We start from the raw sequence: 18,437 nt of genomic DNA, 5'->3' as shown, positions 1-18,437 counted from the left end.
GAATAATACAAGGTCGGATTAGCGGTGGCGAAGCCGCCGCGTCATCCGACACCAGCGGTCACGAATAATCCGCATCCAGCTCGGAACCCGCGTAATTCTCCAGGTCCTCGAACAGGCTCTTCATGCTGGCCCGCGTGAGGATTTTCTGCACGACGGTGCAGCTGCGGCGGTAGGACGCGATGCGGTCGAGCAACACCGGATGGTGCTGCACGGGCACCTTGGCCACCAGGGCGGCCCAGCCTTCCTCGAAGTCGGGCTTGTTCTTGCGCACGGAACGCACGAAACGTTCAAACTCCTTTTGCCCCGTGCGCGCCACGATGCGCCCGCCGCCTTCGATGGCGAAGATGATGGCCAGGGCGATGACGCCCTCGGCATTCAAATCGCTGTCGCTGACGGGGCCGTTGTCGTGGTGACGGCGCAGCCAGCCGGCCAGGCGCACGACGGCTTGCACTTCCTTGCGCTGTTGCAACTGCAACGCATACTTTTCATAGCCGGCCCAGTTCTGGTTCGGGTCGGCCTGGCAAATATCGATGAACAGCTCGCGCAAACGGCGCTGCAGGTAGACGGGGTCCTGGTCGTATTCGCCGACGAGGGCGTCTTCCGGCAGCTGCGACAGGTCCTTGATCAGGCGAAAGCCGACCTGAAACGCGTGCTCGGCGCCGTGCTCGACAAGAAAGTCGAGGGCGGCCTGGTCGCCCTCATGCGTGACGGCCTGCTCCAGGCCCAGCGACACGCCGCCCACAGTCAGGTACAGCGCCTTCTGGATGCCGTCGGCCGTGCGCTCATTCGTGAACTTCTCGGCCACCATGGCCGTGATGCCCGTCAATTCGTCGGCCAGGTTCAGCGCCGCGTCTTCGCGCGGGTCGCCCGGCAACAGCTTGATGGCGCGCACGAGGCGCGGAAGATTCTCTACAACAATTGCTGGCAGCATTAGTGATTCCCTGCTTTCATTACGAGAAGATGCCCGTGCCCAGGCTGCGGCGCGTGCTGGAACGCGGCGCGCTGCGCGTGCTCGGCACTTGCTTGCGCAGACGGTACAGCAATTCCTTGGTACTGCGCTGCAACATGGTCGGTTCTTCATCCGGGTCGTCCGAGTATTCCGCGTCGGCCAGGTCGGCGCTGTGGCGGAAGTCGGGGAACAGTTCGAACAGCGAGCGATCCCAGCCGTCTTCATTCGCTTGCGCCAGTTCGATGGCCAGCGGCACGATATCGTTGTCGGACGACGTCACGCCCGTCACGTACGGTCCCTTGATGACGATCTCTCCCGCCACTTCGAGGATTTCCTTCGGCGCCATCGAGAACAAAATGGCGAACGCCGTGGCGCCCCAGTCGGTGGCGGATGCTTCCAGCAGCAGCTCGCGGCGGCGCTCGGCGTCGTCGGTGGAAAACACCACGCCGTGGATGTGCGCGAACAGCGCTTCGGCGATGCGTTCCGGATCATCCTCGATCTGGTCATCGCTCCAGGTGGCGGCGATGAAGGCCAGGCTGTCGGCCCAGGCCTTGGGCGGCACCAGCAAGGTGGCCAGCGACATCTTGCCGCCGTCGAAGCCGGCCAGGTGCAGGGCCGTCACTTGCGGCGGGATGGCGCTCAGCACTTCCACCACGGCCAGGTCGCCGTACTGGTCGGCCGCGTCCGCAAACGCCTGCTCGGCGTGGCCCAGCGAACCGGACAGCACCAATTCCGTGACCTGCTTCGTCAGCGCGGGCAGGTTACTTTTTTGTTCATTATCGGCCATGGTCATCTCCATCCTGGTCAAACATCTGGGCGAAATCGTCGGTGGCTTCGTCTTCATCAATCTCGTCGTCGCCGTCGTCATTGGCGGCCAGCTGGTCGAGCGACTGGTCGTCGTCGTCCCACAGGCGCGGGTTCTTGTGCAGGAAAGCCGTGATGATGGCCTGGCGCGCCAGGTCGGGGAAGCTCTCTTCGATGGCGGCGTACATCTTCGCCGCTTCCGGCGCGGCGCACGCGGCCATGGAAAACACGCGGGACGGGTCGCCGAACTCGTAGTCTTCGCTTTCGGCCAGCAAGCCCTTCGGGTCGCTGAAGGTGATGTGATCGACCAGCGCGAAGGCCAGCATGTTCACGTCTTCGATGCCGCCGCCGCTCGCGTACTCGCTCACCAGCGCGTCGACCATGCTTTTGTAGTTCTTGCGGTTCGGCGGGTCGCCAAGGATGCCGTCGATCTGGCCTTCCAGCTCGCGCGACTGGTACGCGAATTCAGGGTGTACTCTTCTCATGCTGTGCTTTCCAATGTGATGCGCGGCGCTGTTACATTAAAAGCGCCGTTGTTGTTGTTTTTAAAATCATCCGGACTGTACCGCGTCTCACACAACCGTAGCGAGCGGCAGTGAGGCTCGGCGCCCCCGTTGGCCTAAGAAGCGCAACCGTACTTTAGTACGGTGAGCATCGCAGGCCGCAAATCACGACGCGCAGTAGGTTATGTGAGACGCCCTCAGTCCGTAGGAAGGACGGTGCCGTGAAGGCGGAACACGCCGCACCACAGGGCATAGGCTTCCGCTTCCGGATCGATGATGATGCGGTGGTTCACGCTCTGGTCGTATTCGGCGCGCTTGGCCGGGTCGGCCAGGATTTCATACGCCTTGGTGACGCTCTTGAAGCGCGCCTCGGCGCCGGGGGCCTGGTTGCGGTCGGGGTGGAAGCGCATGGCCAGCGAACGGTAAACCTTCTTGATTTCATCGTCGCTGGCATTGGGCGCGACACCGAGGACGTTATACAAATTTTCCATAAATGGCTCCGGGGTCACGTTTTGTTTGCTAATTAAAGGCGAATTATCCTATAGAACGGCGCCCGCGTCGCTTGCATGCTGGGATATGGGGCCAAATACGTGCTTATAAAGCGCTTGCGGTACGGTAAAATGCTTTTTACTGTCACTCTTCCGCATTGATCAATGAGCAACGATAAACCGAATACCGCCGCGCCAGCGCTGGCGCCCAATTTCTTGCGTAACATCATCGAAGCCGACCTGGCTGCCGGCGCGCACGTGCGTCCCGGCCTGCCCCAGGTGATCACGCGTTTCCCGCCGGAGCCGAACGGCTACCTGCACGTGGGCCACGCCAAGTCGATCTGCGTCAACTTCGGCCTGGCGCGCGATTACGCCGGCCAGTGCAACTTGCGCTTCGACGACACCAATCCGGCCAAGGAAGAGCAGGAATACGTCGACACCATCATGGACAGCGTGAAATGGCTGGGCTTTGACTGGGAGCCGAAGACTGCCGATGGCCAGAGCCACCTGCACTACGCGAGCGATTATTTCGACCAGCTGTACGCGATGGCCGAGTACCTGATCACGGCCGGCTTTGCCTACGTGGACAGCCAGAGCGCCGAAGACATGGCCGCCAACCGCGGCAATTTCGGCCAGGCCGGCAAGAATTCGCCGTTCCGCGACCGTCCGCGCGACGAATCGCTGGCCCTGTTCCGCGCCATGAAGGCGGGCCAGTTCAAGGATGGCGAGCACATCCTGCGCGCGAAGATGAGCGAAGATGCCATGAGTTCGCCGAACATGAACTTGCGCGACCCGGCCATCTACCGCATCCGCCACGCGCATCACCACCGCACGGGCGACGCCTGGTGCATCTATCCGATGTACGACTACACGCACCCGATCTCGGACGCGCTGGAAAACATCACGCATTCGATCTGCACGCTGGAATTCCAGGACCACCGCCCGTTCTACGACTGGCTGCTGGAAACCCTGGCCGCCGGCGGCTTCTTCCAGCAACCCGTGCCGCGCCAGTTCGAATTCTCGCGCCTGAACCTGACCTACATCGTCACCAGCAAGCGCAAGCTGCGCCAGCTGGTGGAAGAACACATCGTCGACGGCTGGGACGACCCCCGCATGCCGACCCTGGTGGGCATGCGCCGCCGCGGCTACACGCCGGAAGCGATTCAATTGATGTGCGAACGCACGGGCGTGACGAAATCGGACGGCTGGATCGACTATAGCGTGCTCGAAGGCTGTTTGCGCGAAGACCTGGACCCGAAGGCGCCGCGCACGGTGGCCGTGCTGCGTCCGCTGAAGTTGATTATTGACAACTTCCCCGAAAACGAGAGCGTCGAGTGCACGGCGCCCGTGCACCCGCACTTCCCGGAACGGGGCTTGCGCACCTTCCCCATCTCGCGCGAGCTGTGGATCGAGGAAGACGACTTCATGGAAGTGCCGAACAAGGGCTATTTCCGCCTGTATCCGCCCATCGACGACAAGCCGGGCAGCAAGGTTCGCCTGCGCTACGGCTATGTGATCGAGTGCACGGGCTTTGACAAGGATGCCGAAGGCAAGGTCATCGCCGTGCATTGCAACTATTTCCCGGACAGCAAGTCTGGCACGGAAGGCAGCGCCAACTACAAGGTCAAGGGCAATATGCACTGGGTCAGCGCGCCGACGGCGATTCCCGCCGAAGTACGCCTGTACGACCGCCTGTTTACGGACCCGCAGCCGGACGCGGGCGGCAAGGACTTCAAGCTGGCCCTGAACCCGCTGGCCAAGGAAGTGGTGCAGGCGTGGCTGGAACCGGGCGCGGAACTGGCCCAGCCGGAACAGCGCTTCCAGTTCGAGCGCCACGGCTACTTCGCGGCCGACCGGGTCGACAGCCAGCCTGGCAAGCCCGTCTTCAACCGCATCGTCACCCTGAAAGACAGCTGGCAGCCCGCAAAATAAGGCGCCGGACGACCCACAAAAAAACCGCTGCGGCGGTTTTTTTTCGTTTCAAGAACATATGTCACCCCAGAATATTGCCTGTTGACTACATTCACGATAATTTTGTATATTAGGCAGCTATTGAGCAATTTGCAATTTCAATAGCGCTTGTATAACACAGTCGCCCAGGCGGCCCCCGATTCCTCTTCCTGATGCGGATGGCGATGTCTTCTACTGCCAGCGAACACCCCTTATCTGCTGAAAAAAGACCGCTCTGGCTGCTCGGCTTCGTGATGTCGATGGTGGTGGGCTTGCTGTTCTACATGGCTGCCTCGCTGTCGATCGAAAACGACGCCAGCGAGCTGTTCGACAATCTGGCCCGCAATACGCGGAAAAACATCGAATCGCGCGTCAAGTCGTATGCCAACCTGCTGCGCGGCACGGCCAGCCTGTTCCACGCCAACGAACACGTGAGCCGGGAGCAATTCCACCGCTATGTGGCAAACATTGCCCTGCAACAGAACTACCCGGGCGTGATGAATCTCAATTACAGCCAGGAACTCGACGACGCGCAGCGCAGCGCCTTCGAAGCGGCCATGCAGCGCGACTATCCGCCCGGGCGCGACGGCTATCCGGCGTTTGCCATCCATCCACCCGCCCCGCGCGCCCGTTATTCCGTACTGGTGTACATCGAGCCGATTGCCAGCGCCCCGGAAAAGTATGGCAATGACATCGCCGCGCGCCCACTGATCGCGGAAATGCTGGCGCAGTCGCGCGATTCCGGGCAGGTCAGCAATTCCGGCGTGCCCGTGCCGATGGAAGGCCGGCCCCAATTGACAGGCATGGCCATGCGCCTGCCCGTGTACCGCTACGGCATGCCGGTCGATACGGTGGAGCAGCGGCGCGCCGCTTACCAGGGTTCCGTCGGCATCGGCTACGACCTGGTGACAATGATGCGCAGCGCGCTGGCCGACATGCCGGTGCGTAACGTGCGCCTGACCCTGTTCGATATCGGCCCCCAGGCGCGCGAAGCACTGAACTTGCCGCACGACATGCGTCCCATCTTCGACAGCACGACGGCGGGCATGCATGCGCCGTGGTGGCTGCCCGGCAGTTCGGGCCGCTACCTGAGCAGCACGATGCTGATCGAACACAATGGCCGCGTCTGGCAAGCGCTGTTCAGCGTGCGCAAGAGCGACCTGTATACGCGCTTCGACGCCTTCTTGCCATGGCTGGCCCTGCTGATCGGCTTTGCCAGCGCCATGCTGCTGTACATGCTGTTCCACACGCTGGCGTCGTCGCGCCGGCGCGCCATCCAGATGGCGACGGGCATGACGGAGGAATTGCGCGCCAGCCAGATCCGCCTGCAGCTGTCGCACCAGAAACTGCGCCGGCTGGCGGCCCACGCCGACCAGATCAAGGAAGAAGAGCGCAAGCGCATCGCGCGCGAAATCCACGACGACCTGGGACAAAACCTGCTGGTGCTGCGCATCGATGCGGACATGCTGGCCTCGCGCACGCAGCGCCGCCACCCGCGCCTGAACGCGCGCGCCCGCTCGACCCTGGAGCAGATCGACGCCACCATCAAGAGCGTGCGACAGATCATCAACGACTTGCGCCCTACCGTGCTGGACCTGGGCGTGAATGCGGCCGTCGAATGGCAGGTGGCGCAATTTCGCCAGCGCACGGGCATCGCCTGCGAAGTGCATGAAAGCCATGGCGACATTTGCCTCAGCGACCAGTGCGCGACGGCCCTGTTCCGTATCCTGCAAGAGTCGCTCAGCAATATTTCCCAGCATGCGAATGCCAGCCGCGTGCAGGTCAAGCTGGAGAAGTGCCGCGATACGGTATCGATGAGCATCAGCGACAACGGCGTGGGCGCGGCCATCGACGGGCGCAACAAGCTGGGCTCGTTTGGCCTGGTGGGCATCGAGGAACGCATCAAGTTGCTGGGCGGCACTTTCTACATCGAAAGCAGCCCCGGCGCCGGCATGAGCGTACACGTCAGCGTACCGCTGGGCGCGGACGCCACCGCGTTTCCCTACCAGGAAGAAAGCCGGGCCAGCAGTTGATCGGCGCCCGCCCGCATGAAGCAAGCTCAGCTTGCATATTTCGTAATTAGATGCAATATTGATGTTGAACAACTCAGCGCCCGCCCGCCATGGGCAGGCATTCCTCGACTACTTGCCAGGAGTACACACCCGCCGCCTTCCCTTGTTTCACCGTATTTCCCACAACGCTCTTTACAAAAGGACATTCATGGATACGAACGACAGTTTCAAAGCAATTGCCGATTTGAATTTGGACGCGATCAAGGTCAAGCTGATGCACCGGGAGTCAGGCGAAGGATGGAGCCTGGAAAAGGCAAATGCCGTGGAATTTGAATACCGCCGCTTCCTGATCCTGATGAAACAGTTTCCGGAGGAAGAAACGGCGCCACTGATGGATGTCGATACTTTCTGGCACTACCACATCCTCGACACCCTGAAATATGCGGCGGACTGCGAGCAGGTGTTCGGTTACTTCCTCCATCACTTTCCGTACATCGGCTTGCGCGGCGAAGACGACGAAGCGGCGCACCATCGCGTGGGCGAGCGCATGAAGCAGTTGTATGAGCAGACGTTCGGAGAAGATTATATCCGCGCAGAAACGGCGTATTCGGGGCGCGCCGTACAGGCGGCGTATTCGGGACGTGCGGTACAGGCAGCGTATTCGGGACGCGCGGTACAAACAGCATTTTCCAGTGCCGCGGTACAGGCCACCGCTTACTCGGGCCGGGCCGTGCAGACGGCGTTTTCCAGTGCGGCCGTGCAGGCGACGGCGTATTCGGGCCGCGCGACGGGCGCGGCCAGCACCGCGTTTTCCAGCGCGCCTGCCTCTCTGGCCGCAGCGGTGGTCAAATCGTCTTCGACTGGCCTGGAAATGGGGCGCTTCTATGTCGATCGTCCGGTACTGAACCGCGACCCGCAATAGAACGGCGGAAAACAGATGTGGCTGCCGCACGCGGCAAGCCTGACTTACCCAGACGGCACCTCTCAGTTTGCCGTCTGTCAGGCGCTCTTAGGCAGCCATCAACTCGCGCAGTTCACGAATGCTGAAATCGCTGATTTCATGCATGCGGATGAGGATCGTGGCGCCGATCGGCAAGGTGTTGTGACGAATCTTGCTGATAACAGGTGGCGCCACTTCCAGAGCTCGCGACAAGGCGGCATCGTTTTTCAGTTGCAGCTTGTCGATGATCGCATCGAGGACGCGATTCGGGTTGTAGGTAGGCAAAGAAGTAATTTGTTTGAGAGACATGATCAAAAATCCGTACTTGTTGTATTAGAGCAAAAAGAAGCCGAATGCCTCTTTCGCTATAATTCAGGGTAAACACACTAAAAAGCGCCATCACTTATGCGGCTTTTACGCCACAAACAATATAATACACGCTATTGTTGATTTTTGCGTAACTTAAAGCAAAATTGTGATAATTGAAGAGAATTGACGCACTTGGAATGTGCTAGAGGATAACCCAAATCGGAAAAATTTGCTGCAAGTCATCAATTTTTACAATGAGGAACGCCGCTGCGCATGAGCCAGGCAATCGCCATGAGGGCGCCCAGGCGAGCGATTTCCGTCGATAAATGCCAGCCTTGCGCGACCACGCCGGCCGGGGTGGCCAAAAGGCAGTTGCATGAAAAATCGTCGATGCGGCACCAGGCCAGTTGCCGGCGAATTTCATCGGGCGGCGGCGGCGGCTGCAGCGCACGTTCGCGCCGGCGCATATACGCGCGGACCTGCTCCTTGCTGGGGTGACTCGTAGCTCGCATGGCTCGCTCCTGCTGACGGAAAACAGCGTCGCGCTAATTGTAGATGCCGAGCCCGCCACAAGAGCCCGGACGCGTGACGACATTGCTCACCATATCGCCAGCGCGCCATGACACGTTTGCGCTGCATCAAATGGCACGGTCCCGGCGTTGCGCCGCAGCCCGTGCTGCCCCGCGACCTGGCGGCCAGAGGCACAGCACACCATTTTTATTTCTTTTGCTGGCGCACGCGCTGTTGTTGTTTTTCCTGCGTTTGCTGACGGTTCTGCTTGCGCTCGAACAGGGCGACCGCATCTTTCTTGGCTTGCTCCACGGTACGCATTTCCTCATGCGCATCGTGCGGGACAAAAAATTCGGCGTCCTGCGCCGCCACGACCAGCTTGATGGCGGCATCGTCATCGAGGTCGTACAATTCCGTCAGGACGGTGGTGACCTCGTCCAGGTATGCTTCGTAAGTGAGGGTGCTCATGCTGTCTTCCTTAAGTGAGTGGCGCAACGCGGGAACGGCGCGCTGCGCGCCGGCCCAGCAAAGTGCGCAGATAACCGGCCATTTTACCCGATGCGGCCCGCGCCGGCTGCCAGCGCCTGCAAGGCATCGGCCACGCGCGCGTAGCGCAGGCGCACGCCCAGCTCGCGCTTGATGCGCGTATTGTGCAGGCGGCGCGATTCGGACATGAACGACAGCAGCATCGGCGTGACCACTTGCCGCAGCTCGGCACGGGGCAGGCGCGGCGGGCGCGGCAGCCCAAACGTATCGGCCACGGCATCGAAATACTCGGCCATTTTGAGTTCACTGTCATCGCTGGCGTGATACACGCGTCCCGACTTGCCGCGCCACAAGGTCCGTTCGATGATGCGCGCCAGGTCATCGGCATGGATATGGTTGGTGTACACGTCGTCATCCGCGGCCAGGGCCGGCGTGCCTTCGCGCAAGCGTTTCAAAGGCAGGCGGTCATCCGCATAAATGCCCGGCACGCGCAGGATGGCCACCGTGGCGCCGCGGCGCGCGCCCCAGCCACGCAAGACCTGTTCGGCGTCGACGCGCCGCTTCGCCCGCGCATTGGCAGGCGCCACAGGCCGCGTTTCATCGACCCAGGCGCCGCCGCAATCGCCATACACGCCGCTGGTACTCACATACACCATGCGGGCATGCTCGGGTAAAATGGCGGCCAGATTGCGCGTGCGCCGGTCCAGCAAGCCCGACGACAGGGGCGGCGCCAGGTGCACCACGTACGGCGCCAGTCCCGCCAGCCGTTTCAGGCTGGCGCGGTCGTCGAGATTGGCCACGATGGGCACGGCGCCGGCCGCGCGCAGCTGCGCGCAGCGGGCCGGCTGGCTGGTGACGGCAAAGACGCGAAAACGCGCGCGCAGCAGGGGCAGCAGCCGCATGCCGACGTCGCCGCAACCGAGGATCAGCAGGCGCGGCAGGCCCACCGGCTTGCGCAAAGAGTGCATTAACATATTTTTCATCTCAAGGATTGTATGACTTTTCAAGTTACTGTTCAGCCCAGCGGCCACCAGTTCAGCTGCGAAGCGGACGAAACCGTGCTGGCGGCGGCGATACGCGCCGGCGTGGGCTTGCCGTATGGCTGTAAAAATGGCGCCTGCGGCTCGTGCAAGGGCAAAGTGCTTGCCGGCACCGTCCAGCACAAGGCGCACCAGCAGCGCGCCCTGACGCCGGAAGAGGAAGCGGCCGGCTTTTCCCTGTTCTGCTGCGCCACCACGGACGCCGACCTCGTCATCGAAGCGCGCGAAGTGGCGGGCAGCAGCGACTACCCGATCAAGAAAATGCCGTCGCGCGTGACCACCATCGAGAAGGTCGCCCCCGACGTCGTCGTGCTGACCCTGCAGTTGCCGGCCAGCGAGCGCCTCAACTACCGCGCCGGACAGTATATCGAAATCATGTTGCGTGACAACAAACGCCGCAGCTACAGCATGGCCAGCGCGCCCGCCGAAGGCGGTCCCGTGACCCTGCACATCCGCCACCTGCCGGGCGGCCTGTTCACCGACCAGGTGTTCGGCACGATGAAGGAGCGCGACATCCTGCGCTTCGAAGGCCCGATGGGCACCTTCTTCCTGCGCGAAGACTCCGACAAGCCCGTCGTGCTGCTGGCCTCGGGCACGGGCTTTGCCCCGCTGAAAGCCATCGTCGAGCACATGATCAGCGAGCAATCCCCGCGCCCGATCACCCTGTACTGGGGCGGCCGCCGTCCGCAAGACCTGTACATGGACGCGCTGTGCCGCCAGTGGGCCGCCGACTTGCCGCAGTTCACCTATGTGCCCGTCGTCTCGGAAGCCTTGCCGGAAGACGAATGGCGCGGCCGCACGGGCTTCGTGCACCAGGCCGTCATCGCCGACTTGCCCGACATGTCCGCGTATCAGGTGTATGCCTGCGGCGCGCCCGTGATGGTCGATGCGGCCCACCGCGATTTCGTGCAATTGTGCCGGTTGCCAGCCGACGAGTTCTACGCCGACGCGTTCACCACGGAAGCCGACCTGGCCAAGTAAGCATCCAGACAGCGGGGTGCTGCTGGCGCGGCATCCGCTGCCGTCACCCGCCCCATCCCGCTGTTTCCTGGAAATGTCATGTCTCTCGCTTCCGCCGGCAACGGCTTCAGTATCCTGCGTCACCGCAACTTCGCCTGTTACCTGTCCGCCCGCGTGCTGGGCACGGTGGCCGTGCAGATGCAAAGCGTGGCCATCGGCTGGCAGGTATACCAGATCACGGGCAGCCTGTTCGACCTGGGCCTGATCGGCCTGGCGCAGTTCGCCCCCTTCCTCGTCTTGATTTTGCCGGCCGGCCACGTGGCCGACCGCTACAACCGCCGCAACATCATCGCCTGGTGCCTGACGGCGCAGCTCGCCTGCGCGCTGGCCCTGCTGGCGTTTACGTTAAGCAATATTTCCATCGTCTGGCCCGTGTTCGCCGTGCTGGTGCTGTTCGGCAGCGCGCGCGCCTTCATGATGCCGGCCACGCAAGCCGTGCTGGTCAACATGGTGCCCACGCAACACTTCAGCCGCGCCCTCGCACTCAGTTCGTCGAGCTCGCACGTGGCCATCATCCTGGGACCGACCTTGGGCGGCCTGCTGTATTACTTCGGCCCCAAGGTCGTGTATCTGATCTCGTCGGCCTTGCTGGTGCTGTCCGTGCTGCTGATGCGCGCCACCACGCCGGCGCCGCAAGTGGTCAAGCGCGAGCCCGTCAGCTGGCATACCTTGCTCGAAGGCTTGCGCTTCGTCTGGTCGAAACCCATCGTGCTGGGCGCCATTTCGCTCGACCTGTTCGCCGTGCTGTTCGGCGGCGCCACGGCCCTGCTGCCGGCGCTCGCGCACGACGTGCTGCATATCGGCCCCAGCGGACTGGGCTTGCTGCGCACGGCGCCCGGCGCCGGCGCCGCCCTGTGCTCGATCGCACTGGCCCTCTTTCCCATCACGCGCCGGGTGGGCGCCTGGATGTTCGGCGGTGTGGCCGTCTTCGGCCTGGGCACCCTGGTGCTGGGCAGCACCAGCTATTTCCCGCTGGCCCTGGCGGCGCTGTTCCTGATGGGCGCCGGCGACATGGTCAGCGTCTACATCCGCCACCTGCTGGTGCAGTTTGAGACGCCGGACGAAATCCGCGGCCGTGTCAGCGCCGTCAACGCCGTCTTCATCGGCGCCTCGAACGAGCTGGGCGAATTCGAATCGGGCTTGACGGCCGGCTGGTTCGGCCTGGTGCGCGCCGTGCTCTTCGGGGGCGCCGCCACCCTGGCCGTGACGGGCGTGTGGGCCGTGCTGTTCCCCGTGCTGTCGCGCATGGACCGCTTCCCCCACCACGAAAAGGAAGCGGCCGCCAGGACGCCCACCGCGACCGCAAACTAAAGGCTAAGATGCGCTATTGCCACTGACGAACTTGCACCATGAAAATCACGCTTCCCTTGCACGGCTTCATCCGCAGCCGCCCCCACCTGAGCATGGCCACGGCCATCGGCGTGGCGGTCGGCCTGCTGTTGCCCTCTTCCTGGCAACAGATGACGCGTTTGCTGACGGCGTGGAATGTCGCCGTCTGGTTCTACCTGGCGACGATGGCCTGGATGATGATGCGCGCCAACCATCACAAGGTCAAGGTGATGGCGGCGCGCCAGGATGAGCGGGCCACCACGGTGCTGTCGGCCCTGTCCGTCGCATCCGTGATGAGCCTGGTGGCCATCGTCTCGCAACTGTCTTCGATGAAAGACATGGCGCCCGACGAGCGCGCGCTGCATTACGGCTTGACGATCCTGACACTGGTCGGTTCCTGGTTCCTCGTCGGCACCCTGTTCTGCTTCCACTATGCCCACCTGTATTACCAGGCCGACCCCGCAGTACGCCCCCTGAAGTTTCCCGACGACGAGCAAAACCCCGATTACTGGGATTTTCTGTATTTCGCCTTCACCATCGCCGTGGCCGTGCAAACGTCGGACGTTTCAGTACAGACGCGGCTGATGCGGCAGATCGTGCTGGGACAATCCGTGCTGAGCTTTTTCTTCAACCTGGTCGTACTGGGGCTGTCGATCAATATCGCGGCCGGCCTCATCAATGGATAAAGCTGGCGCCAGCTTGAAAAAATTCCGTGAGGAAACTTGACCTGGGTGTAGGGTTAAGCTCATCTTAATCGTGCGCACCCTCTTGAAATACTGGAAAGAGGAGTAAGATAAGTTCCATGCACAGACGTCATGTGCATGAGGCAGCAACCAGGCCGCAGCACGCCTGAGATGGGTTTTTTTTGAATTGACAGGAGTAAGCATATGCAAATCAATATTCATACCGACAGCACCATCGCCAACACCGCTGGACTGAACGAACATGTGCAATCCGTACTTGAAAGCGCACTGAGCCGCTTCCGCGACAACCTGACCCGCATCGAAGTCCATATCAGCGACACGAATGGCCCGAAAGGCGGCGCCGACGATATCCGCTGCGTCATGGAAGCACGCGTTGCTGGCTATCAACCGATTGCCGTGACCGAACAGAACGCCACCGTGCATCAATCCGTTGCCGGCGCCACCGACAAACTGAAACGCGCCCTCGATAGCGCCCTGGGCCGCCTGCAAGACAGCAAGCGCCACGCCACCGGCAAGAATGCCGTGATCGATACGGCCGAAGCGGAAGAAACCGCCGAGTAACTCCCCTCCTGCAGGATTTCCAGAGACTGAGGCAGCCGTTCAAGGCTGCCTTTGCACATCTGGAGCCACCTTCCTGCGCGACAACATCCATAGTAGAACAGCAAGCATTTCAACTTATTAACACGGCAATGAAATAATTGTCGTATTTCCCACAGAAAGTGACACCAAGCAAGCCTTTGCCGTTACAGCCAAGGCCGCTTTACGCTATCATGAAGCTACCGGCCCCCTGCTCGCGCGCGCCGGCTTTTTGAAAGTGTGATTGTGGAACAGATCGGCAACTTCGGCGCTTCAGGCTGCAACATCGGCGATTTACAGCTATTTCGCGATGGGGCGGATAGCCAGACGGCCGCCATGCTGGCGCCCTGCCCCGTCATGCGCCTCGAAGCGGGCGAAGCCATTGCCGACACACAGGGCACCAGCCTGTATATCGTCCTGCGCGGTTCGCTGGCCGTGGCCGCCGACATCCACACGGGCATGGATGACGGCACCGTCAGCAAGGTCTTGCCCGGCGAAAGCGTGGGCGAACAATCGGTGCTCGATGAAGCGAGCAACCTGGCCGCCATTTCCGCCCTGGAAGAAACTGACTTGCTGGTGATCGACGCGGCCGTCGTCTGGGAATTGATCGAACAATCGAACGGCCTGGCACGCAACCTGCTGCGGCTGCTGTCTTTCCGCATCCGCGCCGCCAACGCCTTGCTGCGCCGCCGGCAGAAACTGGGCGAGTTCTACCGCCAGATGTCGATGGTCGACAGCCTGACTGGCTTGTACAACCGCGCCTGGCTCACCGATTTATTGCCGACCATGATAGTCACGGCCCACGCCAGCGGCTCGCCGATGTCGCTGGTGATGATAGACCTCGACCATTTCAAGCGTTTCAACGACACGCACGGCCACCAGGCGGGCGACCAGGCGCTGCGCATTGCCGCGCAAGTGCTGGGCGCGGCCCTGCGGCCCACGGATTTTGCCGTGCGCTATGGTGGCGAGGAAATGATGGTGATCTTGCCCGATACCAGCGAACACGTGGCCTTGCGGGTCGCCGAACGCTTGTGCGAACGCATGCAGCAAGCCGTCATCTTCGCCGATATGCGCAGCGCGCTGCCGCACATCACGGGTTCCTTCGGCGTGGCCAGCCTGGCGGCCGAACAGGACGACGAAGCGCTGATCGCGGCGGCCGACGCGGCTTTGTATCGCGCGAAGGCCGGCGGCCGCAACCGGGTCATGCTGTAGCTCAGGCAGCCTTGCTGTCGGCCGGCTTGGCAGCATCCGGCTTGGCCGCATCATCCTTCTTGCTGCTGTGCGCAGCGATGAAATCCGCATAGCCCTTCTGCACCAGCTCATACGTCTTGTCGATATTGCCGGCGATATCGCCGTTCAGCACTTTCAAGCCGCCCAGGATGTCGCGCGCTTCCTTGAAGCCTTTTTCCATGCCGCCGCTGATGGTATCCATGAACTTGGTCAGGGCCGTATCGTCATCCATGCCGGGATTCTGTTTCTTGAACGCGTCAAAAAACCCCGTCGACAGCGAGACGATGCGGCTCGCCGTCGCTTCGGCGCTGTTGTCCTGCGACGCCGCGTTCTGGATCGCATCGTCGCCGTACTGGCCTTTCAGCGCTTCATTGATGTTGGTGATGGCCGTCTTGTACAGCAGCGCCAGCGGTTCATTCTCGGAACCGATGGACACGTTCAACGACGCCTGCATGATGGACGCGTTCAATTGCAGCTTGCTGCGGTCATTCACGCTCATTTCAGCGTTGACGCCGTCCTTTTGCTGGACTTTATCGTCCTTGCCGGCAACGCCCGGACTGACGGAAGTCACGGAAGGGGTGGAATTGCCGCCTGCGGCGATGGGAATTGACACGATAGACCTCCTTGAACGGACAATGTATGCCACCATGCGGGAAACGCGATGATGACCATCCTCTCGTGTAGTATCGGCAGGTTTTCAGAAAACTGAAGCGGCGGCTTGTTTTTAGCGGCCCGGATAACCCATTCAGCAACATTAAGTTACGACCATCAATGACTAACCAGACCTTTCTTTGGCACGACTACGAATCCTTTGGCGCCCAGCCGCGCCGCGACCGCCCGGCCCAGTTCGCCGCGATCCGCACGGATGCCGAACTCAACGAGATCGGCGAACCGATCATGTTGTATTGCCAGCCTGCAAATGATTTCCTGCCCGACCCGCAATCGTGCCTGATCACGGGCATCACGCCGCAGCAATGTCTGCAGCTGGGCGTGCCCGAACACCAGTTCGCCGCCACCATCGAAGCGGCCTTTTCGGAACCGGGCACCATCGGCGTCGGCTACAACACCATCCGTTTCGACGATGAAGTCACGCGCTTCCTGTTCTGGCGCAACCTGATCGACCCGTATGCGCGCGAATGGAAGAACCATTGCGGCCGCTGGGACATCCTCGACGTGGTGCGCATGACGCACGCGCTGCGCCCGGAAGGTATTCTATGGCCGAAGCGCGACGATGGCCAGACCAGTTTCAAACTGGAACACTTGAGCAAGGCCAATGGCCTGGCCCACGAAGCGGCACATGATGCGCTGTCCGACGTGCGCGCCACCATCGCCCTGGCACGATTGATCCGCGAAAAGCAGCCGAAACTGTTCGAATTCTGCCTGGCCCTGCACAAGAAGGACAGGGTCGCCAGCGAAATGGGCATGCACCTGGCCGCCGGCGAGCGCCAGCCCTTCCTGCACGTGTCGGGCATGTTCCCCGCCGAACGCGGTTGCCTGGGCGTCGTCTGGCCGCTGGCCACGCATCCGAGCAATAAAAATGAAATCCTCGTCTGGGATTGCGCCTACGACCCGCGCGAACTGTTCGAGCTGGACGCCGACACCATCCGCACGCGTTTGTTCACGCGCAAGGAAGCCATGCCCGAAGGGATGACGCGCCTGCCCGTGAAAAGCGTCCATTTGAACAAGTCGCCCATGCTGGTGGGCAATTTAAAGACCTTGTCGCCCGCCATGGCCGCGCAATGGGGCATCGACGTGGATGCGGCAAAGGTCAACGCACAATTCGCCGCTGCGTCACCGAACATGGACGCCATCTGGGCCGAAGTGTTCCAGCGCCCGGGCGCCAATACGGCCCTGGACGTGGATGAGGATTTGTACAACGGTTTCGTCAGCAACGACGACCGCCGCCTGCTCGAATCCTTGCGCCGCGAAACGCCGGCCAAGCTGGCCACGGCCCGCCCGTCGTTTGCCGACGAGCGCCTGCAGGAATTGCTGTTCCGCTACCGTGCCCGCAATTTCCCGCAAACCCTGAGCGAGGCGGAAAGCCTGCGCTGGGAACAGCACCGCGCCGCCCGATTATTCGACGGCGACGGCGGCGCCCGCACCATCGAGATGCTGTTTACGGAAATCGACGTGCTATCGGAATCGGTCGATGAGCGGGGAGAAGAAATTCTGGGCGAGCTGTACGATTACGCGGAGATGGTGGCGCCCATGCGCGACTGAAGGACCAGGCCGGGTAGGTCGGATTAGCCGTAGGTCGGATTAGCTCGTAGAGCGTAATCCGACAACATTGTTGGCCCGAGCGTGGTGGTGCCGGATTACGCGGCGTCGCCGCTAATCCGACCTACGCTGCGCGGTGTTGATTGATCGCATCGCGCGTTTCGATCGCCACGCGGCGCGCCGCGTCGGCCCAGCCGGGTAGGTCGGATTAGCGGGGCAAGGCCCCGCTAATCCGACAACATTGTTGACGTTACCGATATTGTCGGATTACGCGGCTACGCCGCTAATCCGACCTACTCATTGAACCACCAATACAGCCGTAGGTCGGATTAGCTCGTAGAGCGTAATCCGACAACATTGTTGGCCCGAGCGTGGTGGTGTCGGATACGCGGCGTCGCCGCTAATCCGACCTACGCTGCGCGGTGTTGATTGATCGCATCGCGCGTTTCGATCGCCACGCGGCGCGCCGCGTCGGCCCAGTCTTCGCCGTCCTGCGGCGTGGCGTAGATGATGGCGCGCGAGGAGCTGATCATCATGCCCATGCCGTTCGCCGTCTGGCCCGCGCCGACGGTGGCGGCGATGTCGCCGCCCTGGGCGCCGATGCCGGGCACCAGCAGCGGCATGTCGCCCACGATGGCGCGCACTTGCGCCAGTTCTTCAGGGAACGTGGCGCCGACGACGAGCGCGCACTGGCCGTTCTTGTTCCATTTCTCGGCCACCAGGCGCGCCACGCGCTGGTACAGAGGCACGCCGTCCGTATCGAGGAATTGCAGGTCCGAGCCGCCCGGGTTCGAGGTGCGGCACAGGATGATCACGCCGCGGTCTTTCCACGCCAGGTAGGGATCGAGCGAGTCCTCGCCCATGTAGGGGTTCACGGTGACGGCGTCGGCACCGTAGCGTTCGAACGCTTCGCGCGCGTATTGCGTGGCTGTCGCGCCGATGTCGCCCCGTTTCGCGTCGAGGATCAGCGGGATGTGCGGGTAATTTTCGCGCACGTAGCGGCAGATGTCTTCCAGCTGCTTTTCCGCGCCCAGCGCGGCAAAATAGGCGATCTGCGGCTTGAAGGCGCAAGCCAGGTCGGCCGTGGCATCGATGATGCGCGTGCAAAAGGTGGTGATTCCATCGGGCAAGTCGCGCAGGTCCGCCGGCAGTTTCGCCAGGTCAGGGTCCAGGCCCACGCACAGCAGGGAATTATTGGCCGTCCATGCGGCGGATAATTTATTGATGAAATTCACGGCACACCTTCTCTATATTCAGTTGCAAACCCCGTATTGTAACGCGGCGCTGGCCAGGGAAGGCAGGCTGAGGCGGCGGCCGACGCTTATTAAACCGACATGGCGGGCCGTTTCAGGTATATTTGCCCCACCTCC

The 18,437-nt window shown here is 62.0% G+C and carries 19 protein-coding genes; 9 read left to right on the top strand and 10 right to left on the bottom strand.

What is annotated here, in order from left to right; genetic code table 11:
- Positions 1 to 58 precede the first annotated feature (58 nt).
- From D9M09_RS04065 to D9M09_RS04050, 4 genes are all read right to left on the bottom strand, one after another.
- Entirely contained in the window at positions 59 to 931 is an 873-nt protein-coding gene (locus tag D9M09_RS04065; protein ID WP_070288596.1) for a hypothetical protein, read from the bottom strand.
- Between the two features lie 19 nt (positions 932 to 950).
- Complete coding sequence (locus tag D9M09_RS04060; protein WP_099410539.1) at positions 951 to 1,736, bottom strand: hypothetical protein; 786 nt, start codon at positions 1,734 to 1,736, stop codon at positions 951 to 953.
- Complete coding sequence (locus tag D9M09_RS04055) at positions 1,726 to 2,238, bottom strand: hypothetical protein (RefSeq protein ID WP_121668641.1); 513 nt, start codon at positions 2,236 to 2,238, stop codon at positions 1,726 to 1,728. The genes D9M09_RS04060 and D9M09_RS04055 overlap by 11 nt, the downstream gene beginning before the upstream one ends.
- A gap of 215 nt (positions 2,239 to 2,453) precedes the next feature.
- A complete protein-coding gene (locus tag D9M09_RS04050) occupies positions 2,454 to 2,747 on the bottom strand; it encodes a DnaJ domain-containing protein (protein WP_121668640.1) in 294 nt (97 codons plus the stop codon).
- Positions 2,748 to 2,909: 162 nt separating this feature from the next.
- Here D9M09_RS04050 and D9M09_RS04045 point away from each other — a divergent pair, with 162 nt between their 5' ends.
- The 3 genes from D9M09_RS04045 (at position 2,910) to D9M09_RS04035 (ending at position 7,628) form a co-directional block, all read left to right on the top strand.
- On the top strand, positions 2,910 to 4,676 hold the full coding sequence (locus D9M09_RS04045) for a glutamine--tRNA ligase/YqeY domain fusion protein (RefSeq protein WP_121668639.1): 1,767 nt from the start codon (positions 2,910 to 2,912) through the stop codon (positions 4,674 to 4,676).
- Between the two features lie 203 nt (positions 4,677 to 4,879).
- A complete protein-coding gene (locus D9M09_RS04040; protein WP_240453548.1) occupies positions 4,880 to 6,727 on the top strand; it encodes a CHASE domain-containing protein in 1,848 nt (615 codons plus the stop codon).
- Positions 6,728 to 6,788: 61 nt separating this feature from the next.
- Positions 6,789 to 7,628, top strand: a complete 840-nt coding sequence (locus tag D9M09_RS04035) for a glycine-rich domain-containing protein (RefSeq protein WP_346428570.1) — start codon at positions 6,789 to 6,791, stop codon at positions 7,626 to 7,628.
- Between the two features lie 87 nt (positions 7,629 to 7,715).
- Here D9M09_RS04035 and D9M09_RS04030 read toward each other — a convergent pair whose 3' ends face one another.
- The 4 genes from D9M09_RS04030 to D9M09_RS04015 all read right to left on the bottom strand — a co-directional run bounded on the left by D9M09_RS04030 (position 7,716) and on the right by D9M09_RS04015 (position 9,934).
- Positions 7,716 to 7,955, bottom strand: a complete 240-nt coding sequence (locus tag D9M09_RS04030; RefSeq protein ID WP_029496207.1) for a hypothetical protein — start codon at positions 7,953 to 7,955, stop codon at positions 7,716 to 7,718.
- Positions 7,956 to 8,197: 242 nt separating this feature from the next.
- Positions 8,198 to 8,467, bottom strand: coding sequence for a hypothetical protein (locus tag D9M09_RS04025; protein WP_070221372.1), 270 nt, complete (start codon positions 8,465 to 8,467; stop codon positions 8,198 to 8,200).
- Between the two features lie 205 nt (positions 8,468 to 8,672).
- Complete coding sequence (locus D9M09_RS04020) at positions 8,673 to 8,933, bottom strand: hypothetical protein (protein WP_070221371.1); 261 nt, start codon at positions 8,931 to 8,933, stop codon at positions 8,673 to 8,675.
- An 83-nt stretch (positions 8,934 to 9,016) separates the two neighbouring features.
- On the bottom strand, positions 9,017 to 9,934 hold the full coding sequence (locus D9M09_RS04015; protein ID WP_121668638.1) for an SDR family oxidoreductase: 918 nt from the start codon (positions 9,932 to 9,934) through the stop codon (positions 9,017 to 9,019).
- A gap of 12 nt (positions 9,935 to 9,946) precedes the next feature.
- Between D9M09_RS04015 and D9M09_RS04010 the strand changes: the two genes are divergently transcribed.
- From D9M09_RS04010 to D9M09_RS03990, 5 genes are all read left to right on the top strand, one after another.
- Complete coding sequence (locus tag D9M09_RS04010; RefSeq protein ID WP_121668637.1) at positions 9,947 to 10,972, top strand: CDP-6-deoxy-delta-3,4-glucoseen reductase; 1,026 nt, start codon at positions 9,947 to 9,949, stop codon at positions 10,970 to 10,972.
- 78 nt (positions 10,973 to 11,050) lie between these two features.
- On the top strand, positions 11,051 to 12,322 hold the full coding sequence (locus tag D9M09_RS04005) for an MFS transporter (RefSeq protein ID WP_070221368.1): 1,272 nt from the start codon (positions 11,051 to 11,053) through the stop codon (positions 12,320 to 12,322).
- A gap of 38 nt (positions 12,323 to 12,360) precedes the next feature.
- Positions 12,361 to 13,026: a DUF1345 domain-containing protein gene (locus D9M09_RS04000; protein ID WP_070221367.1), complete on the top strand. Its 666-nt coding sequence runs from the start codon at positions 12,361 to 12,363 to the stop codon at positions 13,024 to 13,026.
- A 201-nt stretch (positions 13,027 to 13,227) separates the two neighbouring features.
- Positions 13,228 to 13,605: an HPF/RaiA family ribosome-associated protein gene (locus D9M09_RS03995; RefSeq protein ID WP_121668636.1), complete on the top strand. Its 378-nt coding sequence runs from the start codon at positions 13,228 to 13,230 to the stop codon at positions 13,603 to 13,605.
- A 261-nt stretch (positions 13,606 to 13,866) separates the two neighbouring features.
- Positions 13,867 to 14,832: a GGDEF domain-containing protein gene (locus D9M09_RS03990; protein WP_121668635.1), complete on the top strand. Its 966-nt coding sequence runs from the start codon at positions 13,867 to 13,869 to the stop codon at positions 14,830 to 14,832.
- A 1-nt stretch (position 14,833) separates the two neighbouring features.
- On the opposite strand, the gene D9M09_RS03985 is transcribed toward D9M09_RS03990, so the two are convergent.
- Positions 14,834 to 15,463, bottom strand: coding sequence for a DUF5610 domain-containing protein (locus D9M09_RS03985; protein ID WP_227742112.1), 630 nt, complete (start codon positions 15,461 to 15,463; stop codon positions 14,834 to 14,836).
- A 158-nt stretch (positions 15,464 to 15,621) separates the two neighbouring features.
- On the opposite strand from D9M09_RS03985, the gene sbcB reads away from it, so the two are divergent.
- Positions 15,622 to 17,070, top strand: a complete 1,449-nt coding sequence (gene sbcB / locus D9M09_RS03980; protein ID WP_121668634.1) for an exodeoxyribonuclease I — start codon at positions 15,622 to 15,624, stop codon at positions 17,068 to 17,070.
- Positions 17,071 to 17,477: 407 nt separating this feature from the next.
- Here sbcB and pyrF read toward each other — a convergent pair whose 3' ends face one another.
- Positions 17,478 to 18,302, bottom strand: a complete 825-nt coding sequence (gene pyrF, locus D9M09_RS03975; RefSeq protein WP_121668633.1) for an orotidine-5'-phosphate decarboxylase — start codon at positions 18,300 to 18,302, stop codon at positions 17,478 to 17,480.
- Positions 18,303 to 18,437 lie beyond the last annotated feature (135 nt).

The sequence above is a fragment of the Janthinobacterium agaricidamnosum genome (genome assembly GCF_003667705.1).
Lineage (GTDB): Bacteria > Pseudomonadota > Gammaproteobacteria > Burkholderiales > Burkholderiaceae_D > Janthinobacterium.
This window is presented reverse-complemented; position numbering and strand designations above follow the sequence as displayed.